Source organism: [Haemophilus] ducreyi, assembly GCF_900109315.1.
Classification (GTDB): Bacteria; Pseudomonadota; Gammaproteobacteria; order Enterobacterales; family Pasteurellaceae; genus Haemophilus_B; species Haemophilus_B ducreyi.
On record NZ_FOJC01000006.1, the window covers coordinates 92,187 to 117,174 of the forward strand.

The following is a 24,988-nucleotide window of genomic DNA, read 5'->3' on the forward strand; positions in this document are numbered from 1 at the left end:
TAATTTTTTGCAATCTCCGCTGAGAAAAATGCTAAAATATAAAAAATGTTCAAAAGGATCCAACGATAATGAAAAAACTGCTCGTCATTCGAAATGATAAAATCGGTGATTTTATGCTTTGTTTTCCTGCATTTATGATGTTGAAACAATCTATGCCCAATATTCAAATCACTGCGTTAGTGCCTAATTATACCGCTCCACTCGCAGAATTGTGTCCGGCGATTGACCATCTGATCATCGATAGTACAGATAAACAAGATCCAACCGCATTTAAACAGATGCGACAAGCGGTCCAAAATGGGCAATTTGATGGGGTTATTTGTTTTGTATCTACTTGGTATAATGCCAAACTGACTTGGCAAAGTGGTATTCGCTATCGATTAGCCCCTGCCACTAAACTCTTTCAATTTTTGTATAACCATCGCTTAACACAACGCCGTTCACAATCGATTAAAGCAGAATCAGAATATAATCTAGACTTAGCGCGTGCGTTTTTAATCGATCATCATATTCAGCCTGTTGAGCCTCAGATTCCTTACTTACACTTTACTGATGAAATAATCAGCCATCAAAAAGCTAAATTGGCTAAAAATCTTGCTATTTCCACCGCTAGTAAATGGTTGTTTGTACATAGCTCAACCGGCGGATCCGCCACTAATTTATCCATTGCACAATATGCGACATTAATTAATGGTATTCAGTCTGCTATCAAGTGCCAAGTTATTTTGACTGCGGGTAAAGGTGAACGGGAACGAGCGGTCGAATTAGCTGAAAAATTGACTGACCAAAATACAGTTATCTATGATAAAAATGATGGGTTAGCGGATTTTACACGTTCTTTAGCTTGTGCTGATTTATTTATTGCTGGCTCAACCGGCCCTTTACATATTGCAGGTGGCTTAAATATTCCAACCGTTGGTTTTTATCCAAGCCGTTTGTCCGCGACACCACGACGGTGGCGACCAATTAACCAAGTAGATAAACACCTTGCGTTCTGTCCCCCTACCGGTAAACAATATGAAATGGATTTAATGCTGATCTCTATCGAACAAGCCTTAACTAGCGTGATTCCATTTATCAAAAAAATGTGGCAATTATCTTAATTATTTAATCAGTATAGTTAGCTATCAATATAGATGCACTTAACTCCGTGTACGATCCCATAAGTCAGCGTATTTTACAAAGGTAGAATGGGCTGACAAAACGGCAAGTAAAAAGCCTTGCTTACCATCTAAGAAACCTGCTTTAAACAGATACATTTTCAGAAAACAAGCAATTGCATGTGTTACTCCATCTAACAAACTTGCTTTTTTACCCGCTTTAGCCCGTTGCACTGCCCACGCTTTTGCATAGCTAGCCGATTTCACTAAATAGTGATGAATATTTTTGTAGGTAAAATGCAATAAATCGCCCTGTAATTTTTCTACCCGGCTATCCGCAGGATAATGCACTTTCTCGTGTACTAATTCTTCACCATATTTAGCTAAATGGGTAGGATATAACCTTACTACATAATCAGGATACCAACCTGAATAGCGAATTTCTTTGCCAAAAATTTCACTTAAGCGGCTGACTTTATACACTGTATTTTTCTGATTATGTTGAACCGCTTGTAAGATACTGGCTTTTAATTCGGGTGTAACACGTTCATCCGCATCAATCCATAAAACATAATCGCTCGTTACATACTGCTGAGCAAATTGTCTCTGTGGACCAAAACCTTGCCAATCACTATTAACATATACTTTTGCATTAAATTGCGTGGCAATTTTTAATGTATCATCAGTACTACCACTATCGACAATCACTATTTCATCAACCCAGCCGTCAACCGTTTTAAGACATTCTGCAAGATCCTGTGCTTCGTTTTTTACAATCATTGCAACCGTTAATGTTGGCATAATATTTCCTTTTGCTAAGTATTTTGTTGGGCTTTTGCATTTTACTTTAAAATCCGCCCCTTTTGTGCTATTTTCTACGCCAAATTTTTACTATTAACGGATTTAATCTAATGTCAATTACATTAACTACAAAACAAAAACAATTTTTAAAAGGCCTAGCCCATCACTTAAGTCCTGTAGTGATGTTAGGTGGCAATGGCTTAACTGAAGGCGTGTTAGCAGAAATTGATAATGCACTGCAACACCATGAATTAATTAAAGTCAAAATTGCAGGTGCTGATCGTGAGATGAAGCAATTAATTATTAATGCTATTATCCGTGAAACAAATGCGATTAATATCCAAACAATCGGGCATATTTTAGTTTTGTTCCGTCAAAGCGATGAGAAAAAAATTAGCCTACCCAAAGCTACAAAATCAATCTAATCTTATTCCCCTATATCAATCCACTTCTCTCAAGCTATGGAAAGACGTGGATTGTTTTATTCCTGCTAAGAGATGATCACTGTGATAAAACGACTTTCTTTTTATACCTTTTTGATGTTATTAATTCCATTCATTACTTGGGCGATTAATTGGCGTTGGATTGATGATCAAATTTTACATGCTGATGTTGATCATTTTTTATATTGCTTAACTGAAACGGGTTCTGTGCCTTATGCAGCAATAACCTGTGTAATATTAACGTTATGGTTAATAGCATTAACTCGTCGGCATTATTCTTGGATTTTAATTGGCACGCTGTGTGTGATTTCCATGTTTGGCACCCAATTAATCAAAACCGCCGCTAAAAATGTATTTGCAGAACCTCGTCCTTATGTTCAGCAAATGATGGGAGATAAAGCACAAGCGTTTTATCAGTTAGATCGGTCTGAACGTGCTATGATTGTGCAACGATATTATCAACAAAGTAAATACCCGCTAATTATCAAGCACCGCATGCACGAAACCGGCTATTCATTTCCTTCTGGACACACTATTTTTTCTGTTTCTTGGCTATTATTATTTAGCGGTTTATTATTCGGCATAAAAAACCGATTCGCGAGAGTCAGCCAAATATTCATTGTAGTATGGTCAGCATTAATGCTAATTAGCCGATTACGCTTAGGAATGCATTTTCCTATTGATTTATTAGCCAGTACGTTAATTGCTTGGTTATTCCACATTATGCTATTTATATGGCTATTACCTTATTTTAAAAAGTGGCGATTATTCACCAATAATTAATGTGCTATTCTTAAATAAAAGTATTATTAACTCCTCTAGGGAAATAAATATGTTAAAGATTACCGCTATTCCTGCCTTACAAGATAATTACATTTGGGCTATTCAACAAGGTCAGGAAGTGATTATTGTTGATCCTGCCCAAGCCGATCCTGTTTTTCACTTTTTGGCAAAAAATAAACTTAATCTGACCACTATTCTTATCACACATTATCACGAAGATCATATTGGTGGTATTGCTAGATTACAAGCTACATACCCTGACTTAACGATTTATGGTTCACATGAAGTGGCACAATACGTTAATCATATTGTGCAAGCGGGTGATCATTTACACTTATTGAATTCTGATGTTGAAGTGATAAACAGTGCTGGCCATACTGCGCAACATATAAGCTTTCTATTTGCACAACAATATCTTTTTTGTGGCGATGCCCTTTTTTCTGCTGGTTGTGGCCGTGTATTTACTGGCGATTATCAAGCTCAATTTAACACATTACAACGCTTTAAGAATTTACCGGAAAGTACCATGGTTTTTCCCGCGCATGAATATACTTTAACTAATTTAAAATTTGCTGCCAGCGTCTTGCCCAATAATAATGATATACGGGAAGCTCAAGCACGAGCAGAAACTTTACGTGCACAGCAACAACCAACACTTCCTTCCACCATAAAACAGGAACTACGTATTAATCCTTTCTTACAAGCGGATAATTTAGCCGAGTTTATTACGCTACGCCAACAAAAAGATCAATATTAATCTTGAAATAGGAACGTGAAAATTTGCGATTTAGCATAATTCTTACAAACTTTTTTCGTTTTCCATTGTCAATCTTTCGTATATCTATCTTAGCGTATTATCCTATGTTATAGTTATCGGCATTTGTTTTAATCATTTTATCTTTAAAAAGTGGAAACTTCTGTGAATTTTGATCCTTCAAATATGCCTCAACACGTTGCAATCATTATGGATGGTAATGGGCGTTGGGCAAAAAAACAAGGTAAGTTACGTGTTTTTGGTCACCAAAATGGTGTTAATGCTGTTCGTGCTGCTGTACGCTTTGCGGCTAAATACGGTATAAAAGTACTTACATTGTATGCCTTTAGCAGTGAAAACTGGAACCGCCCCGCTACAGAAGTATCCGCATTAATGTCGCTTTTTATACAGGCATTAAATACTGAAGTGAGTAAACTACACAAACATAATATCCGCTTAAATATTTTAGGCGATAAAACTAGATTTAGTGATAGTTTACAAAAACGTATCATTGAATCAGAAACGTTAACTGCTCACAATACAAGGCTAACACTTAATATTGCGGCTAATTATGGTAGTCACTGGGATATCACAGAAGCAACAAAAAAACTCGCAGAAAAAGTCAAATTAGGTAAAATATCCGTGACGGATATTACCCCTGAAAAAGTTCAACGTGCATTAGTAACAGCTGAACAACCTCCTGTCGATTTACTCATTAGAACAAGTGGTGAACAACGCGTCAGCAATTTTTTACTTTGGCAAATTGCCTATGCAGAACTGTTTTTTAGCGATGTATTATGGCCTGATTTTGATGAAACAAGCTTCAGCGAAGCTATTTATGCTTATCAACAAAGAGAACGCCGTTTTGGTGGCTGTGAATAACTAATAGGATTTTTTTAATGCTTAAAGAACGCATACTTTCTGCTATAGCAATGATTATCGCCGTATTAGCAGGCATTTTTTTACTTTCTCCACTCCCATTCACATTAATTTTAGCAGCAGTTATTACCGCTGCAATCTGGGAATGGGCCCAATTTGCAGGCTTTAAGCGGTCACTTTCTCGCGCAATTATCACCTTTGTGACAATATGCTTATTTATTCTGCTGATTTTTGCTAATACTTATTATATCCGCGCCGGTCGTTTTTTAACGGATCAAACGATTCCTTTATTATTCATCTCTTGTTGTTGGTGGCTAATCGCATTTGGCTTAGTGATCAGTTATCCAAAATCAGCTAGCCTTTGGTCTAAATCTATTACAGCAAAATTTATTTTTGGCTTCTGCACGTTAATCCCATTTTTTATTGCAATACTTGCATTACGATTCAACAACTACGCCTTCAATCAATTTCAAGGCGCGTACTTATTACTTTATGTATGCTTATTAGTATGGTGTGCTGATTCTGGTGCTTATTTCTTCGGAAGAGCATTTGGAAAACGAAAATTAGCCGCTAAAGTATCACCCGGTAAGTCTTGGGAGGGCGCATTAGGGGGCTTAGTCACTTCTTGCGTGATGGCTTTATTATTCCTAAAACTAACACCAAATAATATTTTGGGTCGCGAATTTGAAACACTCCCCTTTATTATAGTCTCGGTTGCTACAGTCGCCGTTTCAATTTTAGGTGATTTAGCAGAAAGTATGTTCAAACGGCAAGCTAACATAAAAGACAGTAGTAATTTAATTCCCGGCCATGGCGGTATTTTAGATCGCATTGATAGTTTAACTGCAGCCATTCCATTTTTTGCCACCTTATTCTTTTTTGTATTATAGGATATTATGACCGCTATTCTTGCATTCTTAATTTTAATTTGTGTACTGGTTTTTGTACACGAATATGGTCATTTTTGGGCAGCACGTCGTTGTGGTGTAAAAGTCCTTCGCTTTTCGATTGGCTTTGGTAAAGTTCTATTTCAAAAGGTAGATAAACAAGGAACTGAGTTTGTTTTTTCCTTAATTCCACTTGGTGGCTATGTACAAATGTGGGAAGGTAATGAATCCATTAACGCGGATAAAACACAATCCCTAATCCAAAAATCCGGTTTACAAAGAGCATTTATTATCATAGCCGGGCCTATGGCTAACCTATTATTTGCTGTTTTGGCTTATTTTGTAGTGTTTAGTCATGGTATGCCGACACTCAAACCCGTCATAGCTGAAGTCACGCCAAATAGTATTGCCGCCGCCGCTAAATTACCGACAGAATTTGAAATAAAACAAATTGATGGTAAACAAGTTCAAGATTGGGATGAAGTCACGCTTACCTTAGTTAGCTTAATTGGCTCCAAAGATATTAAAATTGAAGGTTCATTAATAGATGAAAGTCGAATGCAATCTTTTTATCTCGATCTTTCCACCTGGCATATCGACAGCACTAAAGAAAACCCATTAAAAAGCTTGGGTATTCAAACTAAAAAAGCAACGATAAAACCAGAAATAAAACAAATCATTGATGATTCGCCAGCAAATAACGTTGGTTTAAAAGCTAGAGATCTAATTTTAACTATTAATCAACAACCATTTGATTGGTATTATCTTATAACTGAAGTTAAAACAGGTCGTCCAATTCATTTATTAGTTCAACGTGGCAATGAACAAAAGCAATTGTTAATTCAACCGGAAAAAAAAGACGACCGCTATATAATCGGCATTGTGCCACACTATGAACCTCTCACAGATAAGTATCGAACAGAATTAAAGTATGATATGCTTACTGCATTACAAAAAAGCATTGAAAAAGTAACCGCTTTAATTAAAACCATACTTAAATTTATTGCTAATTTAATCACGGGAGACCTCTCATTAAAAAATATGAGCGGTCCTATTTCTATGGCAAAAGGTGCGGGTACAACTGCAGAAATTGGCTGGATATATTATCTAAGCTTTATGGCGCTGATCAGTGTCAATTTAGGTATAATGAATTTATTTCCAATTCTACCACTAGATGGTGGTCAATTAGTCTTGATTGCTACAGAAGCCATAAAAGGTAAACCTATATCAACAAATTTTCAATTACGTTTTCAACAATTAGGTGCTGTATTTGTATTGGCTTTAATGATCTTTACCTTACTTAATGACGTTATTCATTTTTAATTATAGCGGTTAATTTCGCTCATTATTTACAATCATAGGATAGTTTAAATGAAAAAATTATTACTCTCTTCTCTTTTAGTTGCCAATGGCGTTATTGCAGCACCATTTGTAGTAAAAGATATTCGCATTGATGGTGTTCAAACGGAAACTGGCAATGCAATTATTGCATCTCTACCGGTTAAAGTTGGTCAAACTGCAACAGATGGAGATGTTACTAATATTGTAAAACAGCTTTTTAGTCAAAACCGTTTTGAGAATGTAAGTGCTGCACGTGAAGGCCAAACATTAGTCATTAAAGTTGCTGAACGTCCTTTGATTAACAATTTAACTATTAAAGGAAACAATGCAATCCCTAAAAATGCATTAGAACAAAACTTAAAGGCAAATCTAATTGTGGCAGGTGAAGTATATGATAAAGCAAAATTAGAAGCATTTAAGCAAGCTTTAGTAGATCATTATCATACTATGGGCCGTTATCAAGCAGATATTCAAACCATTACCACTCCTAACAATAACGGCAGTATAAATGTAGAATTAAATATTACTGAAGGCGAGCTTGCCTATGTCAAAAAAATTAATTTTGAAGGCAATAATGCATTCAGTCATGATGAATTAATTAAAGAACTAGAGATTAAACCTAACGCGCCTTGGTGGAATATTTTTGAAAGTAGCAAATTCCAACAACAAGAATATAACAAAGATATAGAAATCTTACACGATTTCTATATGGATCACGGTTATGCTAAATTTACCTTAAAAGACACGGATGTGAAATTTAATGAGAATAAAACTGAAGTTGATCTCACTTATAAAATTAATGAAGGTTCTCAATATAATATCAGTGAAATGCGTATTATTGGAGACACTCAAAAACTAGATAATGAATTGAATCAATTATTAACGCACTTCAAAGCGGGTCAATTATTCCGCAAAACGGAATTATCTATCATTGAAGAACAAATTAAACAGATTCTTGGTGACCGCGGTTATGGATCAGCTAAAGTAGATCTCTACCCTAAATTTAATGAAGAAAATCACACCGTTCAAATCAATTTTATAGTGGATGCCGGTCGTCGTATCTATGTACGTAAAATTCGTTTTGACGGCAACGATGTTACCGCTGATTCAACACTACGCCGTGAAATGCGTCAACAAGAAGGTTCTTGGTTATCTACTAGCGCCGTTTCTTTAGCAAAATCACGTTTAGAACGTACCGGTTTCTATGAAGCTGTTGAAATGTCAATGCCGACCGTTAAAAACACAGATGACCAAGTTGATATTATTTATAAAATAAAAGAACGTAATACAGGATCTATCAACTTCGGTGTTGGCTACGGCTCAGAAAGTGGTCTTAGCTATAACGCGGGTATCACACAAGATAACTTTTTAGGAATGGGATCAAGCTTAGGCTTAAATGGTTCGCGTAATACTCACTCTACTAACGTTAACTTAAGTTATACAGAGCCATATTTTACTAAAGATGGCGTGAGTTTAGGTGGTAATATTTTCTATGAAGATTATGATAATTCAGGTAATAAAGCCTCCGCCGCTTATAAACGTAAGACCTATGGTGCTAGCGGCACTTTAGGCTTTCCTGTTGACGAAAATAATTCCTACTATATAGGCTTAGGTTATACTCATGATAAATTAAGAAATGTAGAACGTGAATATACCCGTGAAAAATATGTGAATTCAATGAAATTCCCGATTAATCCACAAAATTCACACTATGATCGTATTCAGTCGGCTGATTTTGATTTATCATTCGGTTGGAATTATAACAATTTAAATCGTGGTTATTTCCCAACAAAAGGAAGCTCAGCAAATATCGGTGGTAAGCTCACTTTACCTGGTTCTGACAACAAATACTATCGAGTAAATACTGATTTTAGTAGCTATATCCCGCTTGATGGTGAACATAAATGGGTTGTTGCGACTAAAGGCGGTGTTGCATACACTAATAGTTTTGGCGGTAAAGAAGTGCCATTCTATCAATTATATTCTGCAGGCGGTATGGGATCATTACGTGGGTTTGCCGGTGGTTCAATTGGTCCAAAAGCTATTTACTACAGAAAAGATGGCTTTAAAGCGCCAAGTCAAGATGTTATCGGCGGTAATGCAATGGTAAATGCCAGCTTAGAATTAATTATTCCAGCGCCATTTATCAGTGATAAGTATCAACATAATGTAAGAACTTCTGTTTTTGTTGACGCTGCAACAGTGTGGAATACTAAATGGAAACAAAGTAAAGCAGATTATCCAAACTTACCTGACTTTGGTGATTACAAACGCGTGCGAGCCTCTGTAGGTATTGCATTACAATGGCAATCACCTATTGGCCCATTATCATTTTCTTATGCAAAACCAATTAAAAAATATGCAGGAGATGAAATAGAACAATTCCAATTTACAGTTGGCAGCACATTCTAATTTCACTTACCAAGCGGTTAAAATTTCTGTTTATGGTTCTAAATAAACAAAAAATTAACCGCTTATATATACTAAAACTTATCAACTTAAAGGATATATAAATGAAAAAAATGTTTAAAATTGCAACAATAAGCAGTGCATTAGCAACAGTTGGCTTAGCTCAAGCAAATGATAATATTGCGTTTGTCGATCCAAACTTTTTAGTGCAAAATCACCCGGTTGCACTGAATGAAGTACAAAAATTCGACAAATTTATCAAAAATGGGCAAAACAAATATGCCGAAGAAGATAAAAAACTAGCAGAAGAAAACAAAGCATTAACGACTGAAAAAAATAAACTTGAAAGCGATGCTAAAAAATTACAAAGTGAACAAGCTAATGTAGAAGCTTCACTTAAGAAAAAATCAGCCGCATTAGAAAAAGATGCTCCACGTTTACGCTCAAAAGAAATTCAAACACGTCAAGCTGCGATTGAATCTGAATATAAAGCATTCCAAAAGAAAGTAATCTCCCTTCAAAAACGTGAAGAAGAATTTGGTAAAAAAGTAGAAGCCTTCCAAAAAAGAGCTGAAAATTTCCAAGAAAGTTTAATTAAAGCTCAAGAAGAAGCAGGCGGTTTAAAACCTGATGATCTACAAAAATTAGTGGTTTCTGAAATCAATTCCACCATCAAAGAAGTGGCAACATCTAAAGGCTATACTTTAGTATTACCACCGTCCGTTGCACTTTATGCTGCTGATGAAAATAAAGATATTACGGAATCTGTCTTAAACGCATTAAAAGCAAAACATCCTGAAATTAAAATTGAACAACCAACTGAAACAAAATCTGACGAATCTAAATCAGAAAAAACCATGAAATCTGAAGAAGTGAAAAAATAATGGCTGTTTTCCGTTTAAGTGAACTTGCGGAACAAATCGGCGCTACCCTAAAAGGTAACGCCGATTTGGCTATTACTAGTATTGCCGCATTAAATAATGCTGAACCAACGCAAATCACATTTATCTCAAACGCAAAATATCGTTCCCAACTCTCACAATCTAAAGCAGGAGCGATTATTGTTACTGCTGAAGATGTTGAATTTTGCCAAGCAACACAAAACCTACTGATTGTAAAAGATCCATATTTAGCCTATGCATTACTGGCACAATATATGGATGACCTCCCAAAATCTGCTAATGGAATATCTGAAAGTGCTGTCATTTCAGCCACCGCCAAATTAGGTAAGAATGTTTCTATCGGGGCTAATGCGGTCATAGAAAGTGGCGTTGAGCTAGCAGACGATGTCACCATTGGAGCGGGTTGTTTTATCGGCAAAAATACTAAAATTGGTGCAAGAAGCCACCTGTGGGCAAATGTCTCTGTCTACCATAATGTAGAAATCGGCAACTATTGCTTAATTCAATCATCCGCAGTAATTGGCAGTGATGGATTTGGTTATGCAAATGATAAAGGACGCTGGATTAAAATTCCTCAAACTGGAGGCGTTATCATTGGTAACCGTGTTGAAATTGGCGCTTGTACTTGTATTGATCGCGGTGCACTAGATCCAACCATTATTGAAGATAATGTAATTATCGACAATTTATGCCAAATTGCCCATAATGTACATATTGGCTTTGGCACAGCCATTGCTGGTGGTGTAATTCTAGCGGGCAGCCTAAAAATTGGTCGATTCTGTCAAATTGGTGGGGCCAGCGTGATCAATGGACATATGGAAATTTGTGATGGAGCAATCATCACTGGTATGAGTATGATTATGAAACCCATTACTGAAAAAGGGGTTTATTCATCCGGTATTCCCGCACAAACCAATAAAGAATGGCGTAAAACAGCGGCGCTAACGATGAATATAGCAGATATGAATAAGCGTCTTAAAGCAATTGAAAAGCAGTTAACTGAATAAAATTCATCTTTTAATCGAGCTTACTTTTTAGTAATCTCTTGTCAAATTTTTTATGAGGTCAAATAAATGGCGATTGAAACAGCAGAAAATCGAACCCCTAAGGTTATTGAAGTTACTGAGATTATGAATATGTTACCACATCGTTATCCTTTTCTTTTAGTGGATCGTGTAACAGATTATGAAGAAGGCAAATGGTTGAGAGCAATCAAAAATGTAACTGTAAATGAACCTTGTTTTACCGGTCATTTTCCTAGCAGTCCCGTCTTTCCTGGCGTACTCATTTTAGAAGCTATGGCACAAGCTACAGGCGTTTTAGCCGTGGCTACATATGGTAAAATGCGTGAAGATGAACTTTATTACTTTGCTGCAATTGACAATGCACGTTTTAAACGCCCTGTTGTACCAGGTGATCAACTTGTACTTGAAGTAGAATTTCTAAAAGAAATACGCGGCATTACAAAATCCACAGGTAAAGCTTACGTTAATGGTAAATTAGCCTGTGAAGCAGATTTAATGTGTGCACGTAAATAATAATATAACCCCACAAAAGAGGGAAAAGATAAATGCGATTAATCGATTCTACGGCTAAAATCAGTCCATTAGCTGTTATAGAAGACGGTGCTCAAATTGGTGCTCATGTGGAAATTGGTCCATTTTGTGTTATTGGTAAAAATGTCAAAATTGGCGCTAAAACCATTATTCATTCACATGTTGTGATCAATGGCCATACTGAGATAGGTGAACAAAACCAAATTTTTCAATTCACTAGCATTGGCGAAATTAACCAAGACTTAAAATATCAAGGTGAACCCACAAAAGTAGTTATTGGTGATCGGAATAGTATTCGCGAAAGTGTAACTATTCATCGTGGTACTATCCAAGGCGGTGGCGTAACACGGATTAGCAATGATAATTTATTTATGATCAATGCGCATATTGCTCATGATTGCAATATTAGTAACCACTGTATTATTGCTAATAATGGTACATTGGCAGGCCATGTCAGATTAGATGATTTTGTGATTGTAGGTGGAATGTCTGCTATCCATCAATTTGTTATTATCGGTTCACACGTTATGTTAGGTGGTGGTTCAATGGTCAGTCAAGATGTTCCCCCATATGTGATGGCACAAGGTAATCATGCACAACCATTTGGCGTAAATTTAGAAGGCTTAAAACGACGTGGATTTGATAAGCCAACAATTCACGCGATCCGCCATGTTTATAAATTAATCTATCGTAGTGGCAAAACAATTGAGGAAGTATTACCAGAAATTGAACATATTGCACTAAATGAACCGGCAATAAAAGTCTATCTTGATTTCTTCAAACATTCCACGCGTGGCATTATTCGCTGATTCAAACGAGTATAATTTGGCATTTAAGCGGTCTTGTCGTATTGTTACATTAGACCACATATTCGTTATACATTTAACATCGCTTGCTTAGCAATTTCGCGGGCAAGCTGATCAATATGCAAAATATCTGCAACATCATTCACACGAAGCGGTGCAATATTTTCAACAACGGTCGAATTAATACGTTCTATCTCAGTAAAACGAATATGACGATTTAAAAAAGCTTCTACAGCAATTTCATTCGCCGCGTTTAATGCTGTAGTCGCATATTGCCCTTCAGCAGATGCTTCAATCGCTAATTTCAAATTAGGATAGCGCTTAAAATCAGGTTCAATAAAGGTTAATTCTGTTAATTTACCAAAATCTAATGGCATAACGCCTGATGGAATACGGTTTGGATATGCCATTGTATGTGCAATAGGGGTTCTCATATCAGGATTTCCCATTTGAGCAATGACAGATCCATCAAGATAACGCACCATAGAATGAATAATCGATTGTGGATGAATAGTAATTTCCATTTCTTCGACACTTGCGTTAAATAGCCAACGTGCCTCAATATATTCTAATCCTTTATTCATCATTGTGGCTGAGTCAACCGAAATCTTTTTACCCATCGACCAATTTGGATGCGCAATAGCTTGCTCAGGGGTAATAGAATCAAATTCAGCTAAACTTTTTTCTCGAAATGGGCCACCTGAACCGGTCAAAATAATACGGCTGACACCTAACTCGGCTAACGGACAAAATCCTATTTTTTGTTGTGCCACTAGTGGTAGCGATTGAAAAATTGCATTATGTTCACTGTCGACTGGCAATAATGTTGCCCCTGATTTACGCGCCTCATCAATAAAAATTTGCCCGCATGTCACTAAAGATTCTTTATTTGCTAATAATATTTGTTTGCCTGCCTTAGCTGCTGCTAAAGTAGGTAGTAAACCTGCCGCACCAACAATCGCTGCCATAACTATATTCGCATCAGGATGTGCCGCTAATTCACAAATAGCTTGTTCGCCGGCTAATACTTGAGTGGTTAAATTCAATGCTTTTAATTGTTCAGCAAGCAATTTTGCAGCCTTTTCATCTACTAACGCGGCAAATTTAGGCTTAAATTGGCTACATTGTATAGCCATTAATTCAACATTTTTTCCTCCAACAAGTGCAAACACTTGATACTGGTCAGGATTATGCTCAATCACTGATAATGTACTTTGACCAATTGAACCTGTTGATCCCAAAATTACTATATTTTTCATCTATTATCCTTCATTTTTTACACAATAAGCGGTCAATTTTAAGTATTATTTGCTACTTAAAACTGACCGCTTATTCAATTAGTTTGCTAGCCGTTTTGCTTCAATCACTGATTCTAACTGACTAATCCGCGTTAAAATTTTAGCTAACATTTCTACATTAGACATTTCAAGCTCAATATCCATCACAGTTAAGCCTCGCTTAATATCTTGCCGGCTAGCGACAGTCAATACATTAACTTTTTCATTTGCCATCACAGCACTTACATCACGTAATAAGCCATTACACTCATTCGCAATAATGCGAATCCTTAAACTAAATCCGGCTTTAAAATGGCTATCCCATTGTGCTGAAACAATTCGTTCTGGATTCGCGCTACGTAATTCAAATAGTTGTTCACAATTAGCACAATGAATGGAAATGCCACGCCCTTGCGTGATATAACCGACAATATCATCTCCGGGGATTGGCTGACAACAACACGCTAGGTTATGCATTAAGTTACCAACACTATCAATGATAATTTGCCCGTTTTTGCCTTTTTGTTGCTGTGCATTATAGGCATTTTTATTCACATGCTTTAATACAGCTTCGTCTTCTTGCTCTGCCGTTGGCTTCATTAATTTACTTTGCAAGTAGTGACTCAACTGATTCAAGCGAATATCGCCACCGCCAATGGCGGCATATAAATCATCAAATTGTTTTAAGTTATAACGTGGCAACGCATATTGTTCGATCTGCTTATGGCTAAGGCCTAAACGGCTTATTTCAGCCTCAAGCGCTTCTTTACCGATCGGAATATTTTTTTCTCGATCTAATTTTTTAAACCAAGCAATAATTTTGGCGCGCGCTTTTGAGGTATTCACAAAACCCGCTTGAGGGCTCAGCCAATCACGGCTTGGGTTTGGGGTTTTCTGAGTAATAATTTCAACTTGATCCCCCATTTGCAATACATAAGTGAACGGCACGATCCTGTCAGCAATTTTAGCGCCTATACAACGATGTCCAATTTCACTATGAACTGCATACGCAAAATCAAGTGGTGTTGAATTCTTCGGCAAATCAATCACTTCACCACGCGGTGTAAACACATATACACGATCATCAAAGATCTGCGAACGCATCTCCGCCATCATATCGCTTGAAGCCGCAAGATCATTTTGCCACGCTAATAATTTACGTAGCCAAATAATTTTTTCTTCATAACCCGAACGACTGACTGTCTGGCCTTCTTTGTATTTCCAATGTGCCGCTATGCCTAGTTCAGCTTCATCGTGCATTTTACGTGTACGAATTTGTACTTCAATAGGCTGTTCACCTTCACCTAATACTACGGTATGAATAGATTGATAACCGTTCGGTTTAGGATGCGCAATATAGTCGTCAAAGTGTTCTGGCAAATGTTTATACTGAGTATGGATAATTCCTAGCACGCTATAGCAATCTTGAACGTTTGGCACAATCACCCGTACCGCGCGAATATCAAATAGTTGTTCGAACTGCACATTTTTCTTCTGCATTTTCTTCCAAATGCTATAAATATGTTTTGGACGACCATACACTTCTAATGTATCCACTTCTTCAGTTAATGAAGCGGTCAATTGTGAAACAAAATTTGCAATATAATTTTCTCGTTCTAAACGACGTTCCCCTAATTGAGTGGCAATTCTACGATAAGATTGGGGATGCAATACCCGGAAACAATAATCCTCTAATTCCCATTTTAATTGGCCTATGCCTAGACGGTTTGCTAAGGGTGCATAAATATGAGAACACTCTTTGGCGGCTAACACTAAATCTTCTTCTGTATAACGATGTATTTCTCGTAAATAGGCAATACGTTCAGCTAGCTTAATCACGACACAGCGGAAATCATCCACCATTGCCAATAACATTCGACGAATGTTATCAATCTGAAAATCAGAACGGCTATTCGCATTCAATTGGCGAATATTGTCCATTTCAATCACACCTTTAACCAAATTTTTAACTTGGTTACTGAATTCCTCTTTGACTTGCGCCAAATCAACAATATTGTTTTTGACAAGTGGAAATAATAAAGCCGCAACCAGTGAATCATCGTCCATATTCAAGCCATGTAACAGCTCTACCATCTCAACACCGTCCCACATTAAATGGTAGCTGTCCGTATCCAATTTTTCATGAATATAACGCCAGGCTATTTGCAATTCTTCAAAGGTAATCGGCGACATCTGCAACGAAGCGCTCCAACTCGCTAATTCAAAAGTACTAGGGTCAAGCTCGTGTGAACGACGTATTGCAACCATAAAACCTCCTTTGCAAAATAATGAGAGAATTGAACTGCTTACACAGTCAAAGATATGCCATATTATACGTGCATTTTACTAAAATACTTACTTATTTATCTTACTTTTATTTTGTAAATGTCAGTGAACAGATGAGCTAATTGCTACACTGAACATAAAAATTAGATTACTTTTTTACCCGCTATCCGCCTGAATACTTGTATTATCTGAACATATACTTTAGCTAGTTTTAGTATATAATAAGCGATGTTTATCTCAGCACTCTCTAACAATGCTGTTGATTGGATTGTACGATGCAAGAATTCTCAAGAAGGACTAAGATCATAATGACCCCTGTTGTTGCCCTTGTTGGCAGACCAAATGTAGGTAAATCTACCTTATTCAATCGCTTAACACGCACTCGTGATGCACTTGTCGCAGATTTCCCCGGTTTAACGCGTGACCGTAAATATGGCCACGCTAATATTGCAGGACACGATTTTATTGTGATTGATACCGGCGGTATTGATGGCACAGAAGAAGGTGTAGAAGAAAAGATGGCAGAACAATCGTTATTAGCGATTGAAGAAGCGGATGTAGTACTTTTTTTAGTTGATGCACGCGCTGGCTTATTAACAGCAGATATTGGTATTGCACAATATTTAGGTCAACGAGAAAAAACTACTATCGTTGTGGCAAATAAAACTGATGGCATTGATGCAGACTCACATTGTGGCGAATTCTACCAACTTGGTTTAGGTGAAGTAGTAAAAATTGCCGCTGCACAAGGTCGTGGTGTAACCCAATTAATTGAACAAGTTTTATCCCCCCTCGCGACAGCGCTTAATTCTGAACAAGCGGGCGAAAATGAAGAAAATCTTGCCACAGAAACAAATGAATTTGATGAATGGAGCCAAGATTTTGATTTTAATAATGAAGAAGACACGGCCCTACTTGATGAAGCATTAGATGAAGAAAATAGCGAAAGTATTGCTGACAAAAATATCAAAATCGCCATCATTGGCCGCCCAAATGTAGGAAAATCTACTTTAACCAACCGCATTTTAGGTGAAGAACGTGTCGTGGTATATGATATGCCAGGCACAACGCGTGATTCGATTTATATACCAATGGAACGCGATGGGCAAGAATACACCATTATTGATACCGCAGGTGTTCGTAAACGAGGTAAAATCAATCTAGCGGTTGAAAAATTTTCTGTTATAAAAACCTTACAAGCTATTCAAGATGCAAACGTCGTGTTATTAACCATTGACGCTCGCGAAAGTATTTCCGATCAAGATCTCTCTTTATTAGGTTTTATCTTAAATGCCGGTCGTTCGCTTGTCATTGTAGTCAATAAATGGGATGGCTTATCTTACGATATCAAAGAACAAGTTAAATCAGAATTAGATCGACGGTTAGATTTTATTGATTTTGCACGCGTACATTTTATTTCTGCGTTACATGGCTCAGGTGTTGGCAATCTTTTTGACTCTGTCAAAGAAGCCTATTCATGTGCAACACAGAAAACTTCAACTTCAATGTTAACGCGTATTCTCCATATGGCGGCTGATGAACATCAACCTCCACTTGTAAATGGTCGCCGAGTAAAATTAAAATATGCCCATCCAGGCGGCTATAACCCACCGATTATTGTTATACACGGTAACCAAGTGGAAAAATTATCCGACGCGTATAAACGCTACTTATCCAATTATTTCCGCAAAAGCTTAAAAATTATCGGTTCGCCGATTCGAATTCAATTCCAAGAAGGGAATAATCCATTTGCGGGTAAAAAAAATAAATTAACCCCTAATCAATTACGTAAACGTAAACGTTTGATGAAATTTATTAAGAAAACTAAAAATAAAAAATAGCCAATACATTTGATGATATACGCTATTAGCCTACTGAATATTTAAGATTAAGAATAAAAATGATGATGCAATACTCCCTTAAATTTAATCAAGCAAAAGTATTAGTGCTTGGTGATGTAATGTTAGATCGTTATTGGTTTGGCGCGACCAATCGTATTTCACCTGAAGCGCCCGTTCCCGTGGTCAAAGTAAAAGATATGGAAGAACGCGCAGGCGGTGCAGCAAATGTCGCAATGAATATTGCAAGTTTAAATGCAACGGTTGCTCTACACGGTTTAGTTGGCCAAGATGACGCAGGCTGTGTATTGGATATGTTATTGAAAAACCATCATATCCAAAATCATTGTATAACACTCGATAGCCACCCAACTATCACTAAATTACGTATCCTTTCTCGCCATCAGCAATTATTACGCTTAGATTTTGAAGAAAGTTTTCATAACGTTGAGAGTTCACCACTATTAGCAAAACTTCAACAAAAAATTACCGGTTATGGGGCACTTATCCTATCAGATTACGGCAAAGGCACACTTGCTGCCGTTCAGCAAATGATCCAAATTGCACGACAAGCGAAAGTCCCTGTATTAATCGATCCTAAAGGCACTGATTTTGAACGCTACCGTGGTGCGACACTATTAACACCTAATATGGCAGAATTTGAAGCAGTAGTAGGGGCTTGTTTGAATGATAATGACATTGTTAGCAAAGGATTAAAGCTGATCAATGACCTTGAACTAAGTGCGTTATTAGTAACGCGTTCTGAAAAAGGTATGACTTTATTACGCCCCTATCATCCCCCATTCCACCTGCCAACACAAGCTCAAGAAGTCTATGATGTAACCGGTGCAGGAGATACCGTAATCAGTATTTTAGCGACCGCTATTGCTGATGGCAGACCTTATGAAGAAGCGTGTTATTTGGCTAATGCAGCAGCAGGTATTGTAGTAGGTAAATTAGGTACCTCTACCGTAAATGCGACAGAATTAGAAAATGTGATTCCTCATCGAGAAGAAACCGGATTTGGTATCGTCACCGAAGAACGATTAAAACAGTTTACTAAAGAAGCCAAAAATCGTGGTGAAAAAATCGTCATGACAAATGGCTGTTTTGATATTTTACACCCAGGTCACGTTTCTTATTTAGAAAATGCGCGTAAATTAGGGGATCGTTTGATTGTTGCAGTTAACTGTGATCAATCAGTGAAACGCCTGAAAGGGGAAAGCCGTCCAATCAATTCACTCAGTGCACGAATGGCAATCTTAGCGGGCTTAGCTTCTGTCGATTGGGTAATTGCTTTTGAAGAAGATACACCACAACGCTTAATCAGTGAAATATTACCCGATGTACTGGTAAAAGGTGGCGACTATAAACCTGAACAGATTGTAGGATGTCAAGAAGTATGGGCAAACGGAGGCAATGTCAAGGCATTAAACTTTGAAGATGGTTGTTCCACTACCGACGTCATTAAGAAAATTCAAGCAATAAGGTAAAGTCTGTTATTCATGGAAAAAATTATTATTGATACCGAGCAATTTCAACGTACTATTTCACGAATCTCTCATCAAATTATTGAGAAACACGCGATTCTTGATAATATCATCTTAGTTGGCATTAAACGTCGTGGTGCTGAAATCGCAGAAATGTTGCAAAAAAGAATTAGTGAACTTGCACAAATTAGTTTACCGCTAATGGCTCTTGATATTACCTTTTATCGAGATGATTTAAATTTAACGAGCAAAGATCCTGTTTATACTGGAGTAGAACATCAACTCAATATCGAAGGTAAAACGGTTATTTTAATTGATGATGTCCTATTTACTGGACGAACTATTCGTGCGGCATTAAATGCACTACTTGATTTTGGACGAGCCAAGCGAATTGAATTGGTTATTTTAGTCGATCGTGGCCATCGAGAATTACCTATTCGAGCAGATTATGTGGGCAAAAATATCCCCACTGCGCTAAATGAACAAGTACAAGTTAGAACTGAACATTATGATGGTGTAAGCCAAGTCGCTTTAATCCATTCTACTAATAAATAAAAGGTTTGATCTTATGCCTGAACCTTTTTATAAAACTTTGCTCTAACTAGCTTTAGAGCTAAACTTCAAAATCTTAAAGGAATAAATATATGAAATTAAACTCTGCAAAATCATTATTAGTTGCATTAGTGACCGCAGTTAGCTTATCTCAATCAGCAATGGCTTGGGAGGAACATGTAGTAGCAACAGTGAATAATATTCCTGTGATGGAAAGCCAAGTCCAAAGCCTACTTGGTCAGCAAAAAAATTCAAAAAAAGACCGCAAAATGGCTATTGAACATATTATTGATGATATCCTTGTTCAAAAAGCAATCGCAGATGCGGGCATTCAAGTGGACTATAAATTAGTTGATAAAGCGATCGAAGATATCGCGGCTAGCAATGGCATTACTTATGGGCAACTACTTGATGCCATAGATAATCAAGGAATTTCTCTCGATCAATATCGTGGACAAATCGCTCAGCAAATGGCAATGGAACACGTTCGCCATATGAGTATCAGTCAGTCGATTCAACTTGATCCAAATGAAGTTCAAACATTAGCAAAAAAAATGCTTGAAAAAGATAAAGCTAAAGGCAAATTAAAGAAAAGCGTGGGTACACAATATCGCATAAGTCATATTTTGATTAAAACGACCCCCGTTTTAAATGATGCAAAAGCCAAAGCGAAGTTAATGCGAATTGCTGCTGATATTAAAGCCGGCAAAACAACATTTGAACAAGCCGCAAAAGCGAATTCTATTGATTATATTTCAGCTGCTGATGGCGGTGATTTAGGTTATAATTTCTTAGATATTTACGATCCTACATTTGCAAAAGTCGCTAATAAGGCTAAACAAAATCAAATTTCTGCGCCCTTTAAATCACAATTTGGTTGGCATATTCTAAAAGTGACCGCTACCCAAAAAGCCGATCGTACAGAAGATTCATACAATCAATTTGCTTATGAGCTTCTTGCTAACCAACAAGGTCAAGAAATAGCTAAAGATTGGTTTAAAATATTGAGATCTAGCGCTGATATTCAATATGTTGATAAGCAATAATGAACAATTAAAGATTAGGAACCTCGCTTTTGCGGGGTTCTTTTATTAGTTTTAAAGGATAACAATGCGTACATCAAACTCTAAAAAACATTTGGGTCATACTGCGCGTAAGCGTTTTGGTCAAAATTTCTTATCTGATATGAATGTCATTCATAATATTGTGGCAGCAATTAACCCACGAAATGAAGATTTCTTACTTGAAATAGGGCCGGGTTTAGGTGCCTTAACGGAACCGGTTGCGGAACAAGTTGAAAAATTAACTGTGATCGAATTAGATCGTGATCTAGCAGAACGATTACGCCATCATCCATTTTTACACCATAAGTTAACAGTCATTGAACAAGATGCATTGCGATTTAATTTTCGCGATTATTTTGATAGCCTAAATTTAAACCATCATCAAGCAATACGGATATTCGGTAACTTACCTTATAATATTTCTACGCCATTAATGTTTCACTTATTCAAATTCCATGATTTGATTCAAGATATGCATTTCATGTTGCAAAAAGAAGTGGTAAAACGCTTATGTGCTGCCCCTAATAGTAAAGCATATGGTCGATTAACTATTATGGCACAATACTATTGCCAAGTTATCCCCGTACTTGAAGTACCGCCTACCGCCTTTAAACCTGCTCCGAAAGTTGATTCGGCAGTCGTACGTTTAATGCCTTATAAAACATTACCATATCCAGTTAAAGATGTTTATTGGTTAAATCGCGTAACTACACACGCTTTCAACCAACGCCGTAAAACATTACGTAATGCATTATCAACGCTATTTACTGCGCAACAATTAGAAATGCTTGGTATTAACTTAACAGATCGAGCAGAAAATCTAACAATTTCTGATTATGCACGCTTAGCAAACTGGCTATGTGATAATCCTCCAGCCATAGATACTAATCAAGAAATACTTTATGATGAGCTTTAATCACTAAAAAAGCGGGCATATTTGGAAATTTTTTTGCAAATATGCCCGCTTTTTAAGCAAAAATATTATTTTGTACCAAAAATTTTATCTCCCGCATCACCAAGCCCAGGCACAATATAACCATGTTGATTTAAATGGCTATCTATCGAAGCAGTAAATAGCTCAATATCTGGATGGGCCGCTTGTAATGCGTTAATGCCTTCTGGCGCCGCTACCAACACCAATACTTTAATATGCTTACAACCAGACTTTTTCAATAAGTCTATCGTAGCAATCATTGAACCACCGGTTGCTAACATAGGATCAACAATAATCGCTAAACGTTCTTCTACATCATTCGCTAATTTAGTGAAATAAGGAACAGGCTCTAACGTTTCTTCATCACGATAAATCCCCACCACACTAATACGCGCACTAGGAATATGCTCAAGCACACCGTCCATCATACCCAGTCCCGCTCGTAAAATAGGCACAACGGTCACTTTCTTGCCTTTAATGCGTTCTACTTCTACTTTACCGCACCAGCCATCAATCTCAACCAACTCTGTTTCCAAATCCGTAGTGGCTTCATAAGTTAATAGACTCCCCACTTCTGTTGCTAATGCACGAAAATCTTTGGTATTGATATCAGCAGAGCGCATTAAACCTAGTTTATGTTTAACTAATGGATGTTTTACTTCTACAACTTTCATGAAATGCTCCTGTTATTAATATTTAATCTAATCAATCCGTTAACGTTCAAGCGCTTTTATTTTAATCACTTCTTCATCTCTTAATACGCGACGCAAAATTTTCCCAATATTGCTTTTGGGCAGTTCATCACGAAATTCAATCTCTCTAGGAATTTTATAGCCCGTCAAATATTGTCGACAATAATTACGCAATTCTTCACGCGTCAAACTTTCATCTTTTTTGGTTACAAAGATTTTAATCGCTTCACCAGAGGTCTTACTTGGTATACCAATTGCAACCACTTCATTCACTTTTGGGTTATGTGCGATTACATCTTCAATTTCATTCGGATACACATTAAAACCCGAAACAATGATCATATCTTTTTTGCGATCCACCACCCGCAAATTAAGATCTTCCCCCATCACCACTATATCCCCAGTTGCCATCCAGCCGTCTTTTAATACTTCCGCAGTATCTACTGGGCGCTGCCAATAACCTTGCATCACCTGAGGGCCTTTCACCCACAATTCCCCCGGCTCTCCCATTGCAACATCTTTGCCGGCATCATCAACAATGCGAATATCTGTATTAGGAACAGGCACACCAATCGAACCGTTATGCTCAACGGCATCACTTCGCGTTGCAGAGACTAACGGACAACATTCTGTCATTCCATAACCTTCTACAATATAGCAACCGGTTAAATTATGCCAATGTTTTGCAACCGCAGCTTGAATAGAAGCCCCACCACCGACTGTTAGTTTTAAATGCGAAAAATCAAGTTCCTTAAAAGACTGATTATTTAACAACATATTAAACAGCGTATTTACACCTGTAATCGCCACAAAAGGATATTTTTTTAATTCTTTAATAAAACCTGGAATATCACGCGGATTAGTAATTAATAAGCCCGTGATCCCCATTTCAATAAACAGTAAACAATTCACGGACAGCCCAAAAATATGATATAGCGGTAAAGGAATAGCGGCAATAGGCTCGCGCGCGCCCTTCAATAACGGCTCAGCAACCCATTTTGTTTGCATAAGATTCGCAATAATAGAACCATGCGTTAACATAGCTCCTTTAGCAACACCGGTCGTGCCACCTGTATATTGAAGAAAAGCAAGATCATTTTTATCTAGCAATGGCTTAACATACTGTCGCTGTTTACCAACGCTCAACGCTTCACGAAAACTAACCGCATGTGGCAACTTATATTTTGGCACTAACTTCTTCACGTACTTCACAATAAAATTAACTAAAGTACGTTTACCAAATGAAAGTTGATCGCCCATTCTGGTTAAAATCACGTGTTTAATTTGAGTATTAAACACTACCTTTTCTAAAGTAGCAGCAAAGTTTGAAATAATAACAATCGCTGTTGCACCGCTATCATTTAATTGATGTTCTAATTCACGAGGCGTATAAAGTGGGTTAACATTTACTACCACTAAACCTGCTCGCAAGGCACCAAATAAAGAGATCGGATATTGCAATAAATTTGGCATCATTAATGCAATTCGATCACCTTTTTTTAAGCGTAATTCATTTTGTAAATATGCTGCAAAAGCACGACTACGTTCTTCAAACTTACGAAACGTAAGAATTTGTCCCATATTAATATACGCAGGAGTATCTGGATGTTTACGTATCGACATTTCAAACATTTCCACTAATGATTCATAAGGATGAACATCAATGGTTTTTGCCGAACCTTCCGGATAATTTTTTAACCAAATTTTATCCATTATTTCTCCTATTCCACTCGCCCTAAAAAGATAGGGTTTAATTGACTTAGCTGTTTCTTATCTATTATTTTTTTTATGCTAAAAAATGTCATACTAGTACAAATAAACATCATAAAGACAACGACTAACTCATTCGCAAATAATTGTGTAAAACCTACCGCTGATCCAATTAATACCATCAATGGCACCACATAAATCCAAAAAATGCTCCACAGCAATGTTTGTTCTGGCAATCCAATTTTAACCATATCGCCTGCGACCAACGGCATATTTACTGATAATTCAAAATGAGGAACTCTTTCTTTTACTAAAGAAGACAATAACTGAGTCCCACAATCAGCTTTCGCACCACAATTACCACAAGCCGTTTTAACACTGCATCGCACAAGGGCTTTACCATTTTGATAATGCACAACTGTTGCTGTTTCAACCATCATTCGTTTTCATTCCATTGATTTTAATGACTAAAAGAAAAATAAAA

23 protein-coding genes are annotated in these 24,988 nt (G+C 37.0%); 17 read left to right on the plus strand and 6 right to left on the minus strand.

The genetic code is table 11. From position 1 onward, the window contains the following. Positions 1 to 68 precede the first annotated feature (68 nt). On the plus strand, positions 69 to 1,103 hold the full coding sequence (locus BMX01_RS05245; protein ID WP_064082915.1) for a glycosyltransferase family 9 protein: 1,035 nt from the start codon (positions 69 to 71) through the stop codon (positions 1,101 to 1,103). 39 nt (positions 1,104 to 1,142) lie between these two features. On the opposite strand, the gene BMX01_RS05250 is transcribed toward BMX01_RS05245, so the two are convergent. Next, positions 1,143 to 1,901 carry a glycosyltransferase family 2 protein gene (locus BMX01_RS05250; protein ID WP_064082914.1) on the minus strand — a complete coding sequence of 253 codons (759 nt, stop codon included), beginning with the start codon at positions 1,899 to 1,901 and terminating at the stop codon, positions 1,143 to 1,145. A 110-nt stretch (positions 1,902 to 2,011) separates the two neighbouring features. Between BMX01_RS05250 and yhbY the strand changes: the two genes are divergently transcribed. The 11 genes from yhbY (at position 2,012) to lpxA (ending at position 12,664) form a co-directional block, all read left to right on the plus strand. Next, complete coding sequence (gene yhbY, locus BMX01_RS05255; RefSeq protein ID WP_010945096.1) at positions 2,012 to 2,326, plus strand: ribosome assembly RNA-binding protein YhbY; 315 nt, start codon at positions 2,012 to 2,014, stop codon at positions 2,324 to 2,326. A 72-nt stretch (positions 2,327 to 2,398) separates the two neighbouring features. Next, on the plus strand, positions 2,399 to 3,127 hold the full coding sequence (locus BMX01_RS05260) for a phosphatase PAP2 family protein (protein ID WP_231087435.1): 729 nt from the start codon (positions 2,399 to 2,401) through the stop codon (positions 3,125 to 3,127). A gap of 49 nt (positions 3,128 to 3,176) precedes the next feature. After that, positions 3,177 to 3,884, plus strand: a complete 708-nt coding sequence (gloB, locus tag BMX01_RS05265; RefSeq protein ID WP_064082913.1) for a hydroxyacylglutathione hydrolase — start codon at positions 3,177 to 3,179, stop codon at positions 3,882 to 3,884. Positions 3,885 to 4,046: 162 nt separating this feature from the next. Continuing rightward, the gene (uppS, locus tag BMX01_RS05270; protein WP_074647896.1) at positions 4,047 to 4,763 is read left to right on the plus strand and encodes a polyprenyl diphosphate synthase; all 717 of its coding nucleotides are present in this window, start codon (positions 4,047 to 4,049) and stop codon (positions 4,761 to 4,763) included. A gap of 17 nt (positions 4,764 to 4,780) precedes the next feature. Continuing rightward, positions 4,781 to 5,650, plus strand: coding sequence for a phosphatidate cytidylyltransferase (locus BMX01_RS05275; protein WP_064082912.1), 870 nt, complete (start codon positions 4,781 to 4,783; stop codon positions 5,648 to 5,650). Between the two features lie 6 nt (positions 5,651 to 5,656). Continuing rightward, positions 5,657 to 6,970 carry an RIP metalloprotease RseP gene (gene rseP, locus BMX01_RS05280; RefSeq protein WP_064082911.1) on the plus strand — a complete coding sequence of 438 codons (1,314 nt, stop codon included), beginning with the start codon at positions 5,657 to 5,659 and terminating at the stop codon, positions 6,968 to 6,970. Between the two features lie 48 nt (positions 6,971 to 7,018). Further along, a complete protein-coding gene (gene bamA, locus BMX01_RS05285) occupies positions 7,019 to 9,400 on the plus strand; it encodes an outer membrane protein assembly factor BamA (RefSeq protein WP_074647898.1) in 2,382 nt (793 codons plus the stop codon). A 101-nt stretch (positions 9,401 to 9,501) separates the two neighbouring features. Then, positions 9,502 to 10,281 carry an OmpH/Skp family outer membrane protein gene (locus BMX01_RS05290; RefSeq protein WP_064082909.1) on the plus strand — a complete coding sequence of 260 codons (780 nt, stop codon included), beginning with the start codon at positions 9,502 to 9,504 and terminating at the stop codon, positions 10,279 to 10,281. Further along, positions 10,281 to 11,306: a UDP-3-O-(3-hydroxymyristoyl)glucosamine N-acyltransferase gene (gene lpxD, locus BMX01_RS05295; protein ID WP_064082908.1), complete on the plus strand. Its 1,026-nt coding sequence runs from the start codon at positions 10,281 to 10,283 to the stop codon at positions 11,304 to 11,306. The genes BMX01_RS05290 and lpxD overlap by 1 nt, the downstream gene beginning before the upstream one ends. A gap of 66 nt (positions 11,307 to 11,372) precedes the next feature. Beyond that, positions 11,373 to 11,837, plus strand: coding sequence for a 3-hydroxyacyl-ACP dehydratase FabZ (gene fabZ / locus BMX01_RS05300; RefSeq protein WP_064082907.1), 465 nt, complete (start codon positions 11,373 to 11,375; stop codon positions 11,835 to 11,837). A gap of 32 nt (positions 11,838 to 11,869) precedes the next feature. Continuing rightward, a complete protein-coding gene (gene lpxA / locus BMX01_RS05305; protein ID WP_064082906.1) occupies positions 11,870 to 12,664 on the plus strand; it encodes an acyl-ACP--UDP-N-acetylglucosamine O-acyltransferase in 795 nt (264 codons plus the stop codon). Positions 12,665 to 12,729: 65 nt separating this feature from the next. On the opposite strand, the gene ispC is transcribed toward lpxA, so the two are convergent. Both ispC and relA read right to left on the minus strand, forming a co-directional pair. After that, positions 12,730 to 13,920 (minus strand): 1-deoxy-D-xylulose-5-phosphate reductoisomerase, encoded by a 1,191-nt coding sequence (gene ispC, locus BMX01_RS05310; protein ID WP_064082905.1) that lies wholly within the window; start codon positions 13,918 to 13,920, stop codon positions 12,730 to 12,732. 78 nt (positions 13,921 to 13,998) lie between these two features. Then, positions 13,999 to 16,206, minus strand: coding sequence for a GTP diphosphokinase (gene relA / locus BMX01_RS05315; RefSeq protein WP_074647901.1), 2,208 nt, complete (start codon positions 16,204 to 16,206; stop codon positions 13,999 to 14,001). A gap of 326 nt (positions 16,207 to 16,532) precedes the next feature. Here relA and der point away from each other — a divergent pair, with 326 nt between their 5' ends. The 5 genes from der to rsmA all read left to right on the plus strand — a co-directional run bounded on the left by der (position 16,533) and on the right by rsmA (position 22,084). Continuing rightward, on the plus strand, positions 16,533 to 18,065 hold the full coding sequence (gene der / locus BMX01_RS05320) for a ribosome biogenesis GTPase Der (RefSeq protein WP_074647903.1): 1,533 nt from the start codon (positions 16,533 to 16,535) through the stop codon (positions 18,063 to 18,065). Positions 18,066 to 18,124: 59 nt separating this feature from the next. After that, on the plus strand, positions 18,125 to 19,555 hold the full coding sequence (gene hldE, locus BMX01_RS05325; RefSeq protein ID WP_074647906.1) for a bifunctional D-glycero-beta-D-manno-heptose-7-phosphate kinase/D-glycero-beta-D-manno-heptose 1-phosphate adenylyltransferase HldE: 1,431 nt from the start codon (positions 18,125 to 18,127) through the stop codon (positions 19,553 to 19,555). 12 nt (positions 19,556 to 19,567) lie between these two features. Further along, entirely contained in the window at positions 19,568 to 20,107 is a 540-nt protein-coding gene (gene pyrR / locus BMX01_RS05330) for a bifunctional pyr operon transcriptional regulator/uracil phosphoribosyltransferase PyrR (protein WP_064082901.1), read from the plus strand. An 89-nt stretch (positions 20,108 to 20,196) separates the two neighbouring features. Further along, positions 20,197 to 21,150, plus strand: coding sequence for a peptidylprolyl isomerase (locus tag BMX01_RS05335; RefSeq protein ID WP_064082900.1), 954 nt, complete (start codon positions 20,197 to 20,199; stop codon positions 21,148 to 21,150). Positions 21,151 to 21,214: 64 nt separating this feature from the next. Next, positions 21,215 to 22,084, plus strand: a complete 870-nt coding sequence (rsmA, locus tag BMX01_RS05340) for a 16S rRNA (adenine(1518)-N(6)/adenine(1519)-N(6))-dimethyltransferase RsmA (RefSeq protein ID WP_010945079.1) — start codon at positions 21,215 to 21,217, stop codon at positions 22,082 to 22,084. Positions 22,085 to 22,149: 65 nt separating this feature from the next. On the opposite strand, the gene upp is transcribed toward rsmA, so the two are convergent. From upp to BMX01_RS05355, 3 genes are read right to left on the minus strand one after another with little or no spacing between them, the layout of a single operon-like run. Then, positions 22,150 to 22,776 carry a uracil phosphoribosyltransferase gene (gene upp, locus BMX01_RS05345; RefSeq protein WP_064082899.1) on the minus strand — a complete coding sequence of 209 codons (627 nt, stop codon included), beginning with the start codon at positions 22,774 to 22,776 and terminating at the stop codon, positions 22,150 to 22,152. A 39-nt stretch (positions 22,777 to 22,815) separates the two neighbouring features. Beyond that, positions 22,816 to 24,507, minus strand: coding sequence for a long-chain-fatty-acid--CoA ligase FadD (gene fadD / locus BMX01_RS05350; RefSeq protein WP_064082898.1), 1,692 nt, complete (start codon positions 24,505 to 24,507; stop codon positions 22,816 to 22,818). Between the two features lie 8 nt (positions 24,508 to 24,515). Beyond that, complete coding sequence (locus BMX01_RS05355; protein ID WP_064082897.1) at positions 24,516 to 24,944, minus strand: SoxR reducing system RseC family protein; 429 nt, start codon at positions 24,942 to 24,944, stop codon at positions 24,516 to 24,518. Positions 24,945 to 24,988: the final 44 nt, after the last annotated feature.

What these genes read in the sequence shown, in the direction of transcription:
- BMX01_RS05245 (WP_064082915.1), top strand. Translation starts at nt 69, where the DNA reads ATGAAAAAACTGCTCGTCATTCGAAATGATAAAATCGGTGATTTTATG.
- BMX01_RS05250 (WP_064082914.1), bottom strand. Translation starts at nt 1,901, where the DNA reads ATGCCAACATTAACGGTTGCAATGATTGTAAAAAACGAAGCACAGGAT.
- yhbY (WP_010945096.1), top strand. Translation starts at nt 2,012, where the DNA reads ATGTCAATTACATTAACTACAAAACAAAAACAATTTTTAAAAGGCCTA.
- BMX01_RS05260 (WP_231087435.1), top strand. Translation starts at nt 2,399, where the DNA reads ATGATCACTGTGATAAAACGACTTTCTTTTTATACCTTTTTGATGTTA.
- gloB (WP_064082913.1), top strand. Translation starts at nt 3,177, where the DNA reads ATGTTAAAGATTACCGCTATTCCTGCCTTACAAGATAATTACATTTGG.
- BMX01_RS05275 (WP_064082912.1), top strand. Translation starts at nt 4,781, where the DNA reads ATGCTTAAAGAACGCATACTTTCTGCTATAGCAATGATTATCGCCGTA.
- rseP (WP_064082911.1), top strand. Translation starts at nt 5,657, where the DNA reads ATGACCGCTATTCTTGCATTCTTAATTTTAATTTGTGTACTGGTTTTT.
- bamA (WP_074647898.1), top strand. Translation starts at nt 7,019, where the DNA reads ATGAAAAAATTATTACTCTCTTCTCTTTTAGTTGCCAATGGCGTTATT.
- BMX01_RS05290 (WP_064082909.1), top strand. Translation starts at nt 9,502, where the DNA reads ATGAAAAAAATGTTTAAAATTGCAACAATAAGCAGTGCATTAGCAACA.
- lpxD (WP_064082908.1), top strand. Translation starts at nt 10,281, where the DNA reads ATGGCTGTTTTCCGTTTAAGTGAACTTGCGGAACAAATCGGCGCTACC.
- fabZ (WP_064082907.1), top strand. Translation starts at nt 11,373, where the DNA reads ATGGCGATTGAAACAGCAGAAAATCGAACCCCTAAGGTTATTGAAGTT.
- lpxA (WP_064082906.1), top strand. Translation starts at nt 11,870, where the DNA reads ATGCGATTAATCGATTCTACGGCTAAAATCAGTCCATTAGCTGTTATA.
- ispC (WP_064082905.1), bottom strand. Translation starts at nt 13,920, where the DNA reads ATGAAAAATATAGTAATTTTGGGATCAACAGGTTCAATTGGTCAAAGT.
- relA (WP_074647901.1), bottom strand. Translation starts at nt 16,206, where the DNA reads ATGGTTGCAATACGTCGTTCACACGAGCTTGACCCTAGTACTTTTGAA.
- der (WP_074647903.1), top strand. Translation starts at nt 16,533, where the DNA reads ATGACCCCTGTTGTTGCCCTTGTTGGCAGACCAAATGTAGGTAAATCT.
- hldE (WP_074647906.1), top strand. Translation starts at nt 18,125, where the DNA reads ATGATGATGCAATACTCCCTTAAATTTAATCAAGCAAAAGTATTAGTG.
- pyrR (WP_064082901.1), top strand. Translation starts at nt 19,568, where the DNA reads ATGGAAAAAATTATTATTGATACCGAGCAATTTCAACGTACTATTTCA.
- BMX01_RS05335 (WP_064082900.1), top strand. Translation starts at nt 20,197, where the DNA reads ATGAAATTAAACTCTGCAAAATCATTATTAGTTGCATTAGTGACCGCA.
- rsmA (WP_010945079.1), top strand. Translation starts at nt 21,215, where the DNA reads ATGCGTACATCAAACTCTAAAAAACATTTGGGTCATACTGCGCGTAAG.
- upp (WP_064082899.1), bottom strand. Translation starts at nt 22,776, where the DNA reads ATGAAAGTTGTAGAAGTAAAACATCCATTAGTTAAACATAAACTAGGT.
- fadD (WP_064082898.1), bottom strand. Translation starts at nt 24,507, where the DNA reads ATGGATAAAATTTGGTTAAAAAATTATCCGGAAGGTTCGGCAAAAACC.
- BMX01_RS05355 (WP_064082897.1), bottom strand. Translation starts at nt 24,944, where the DNA reads ATGATGGTTGAAACAGCAACAGTTGTGCATTATCAAAATGGTAAAGCC.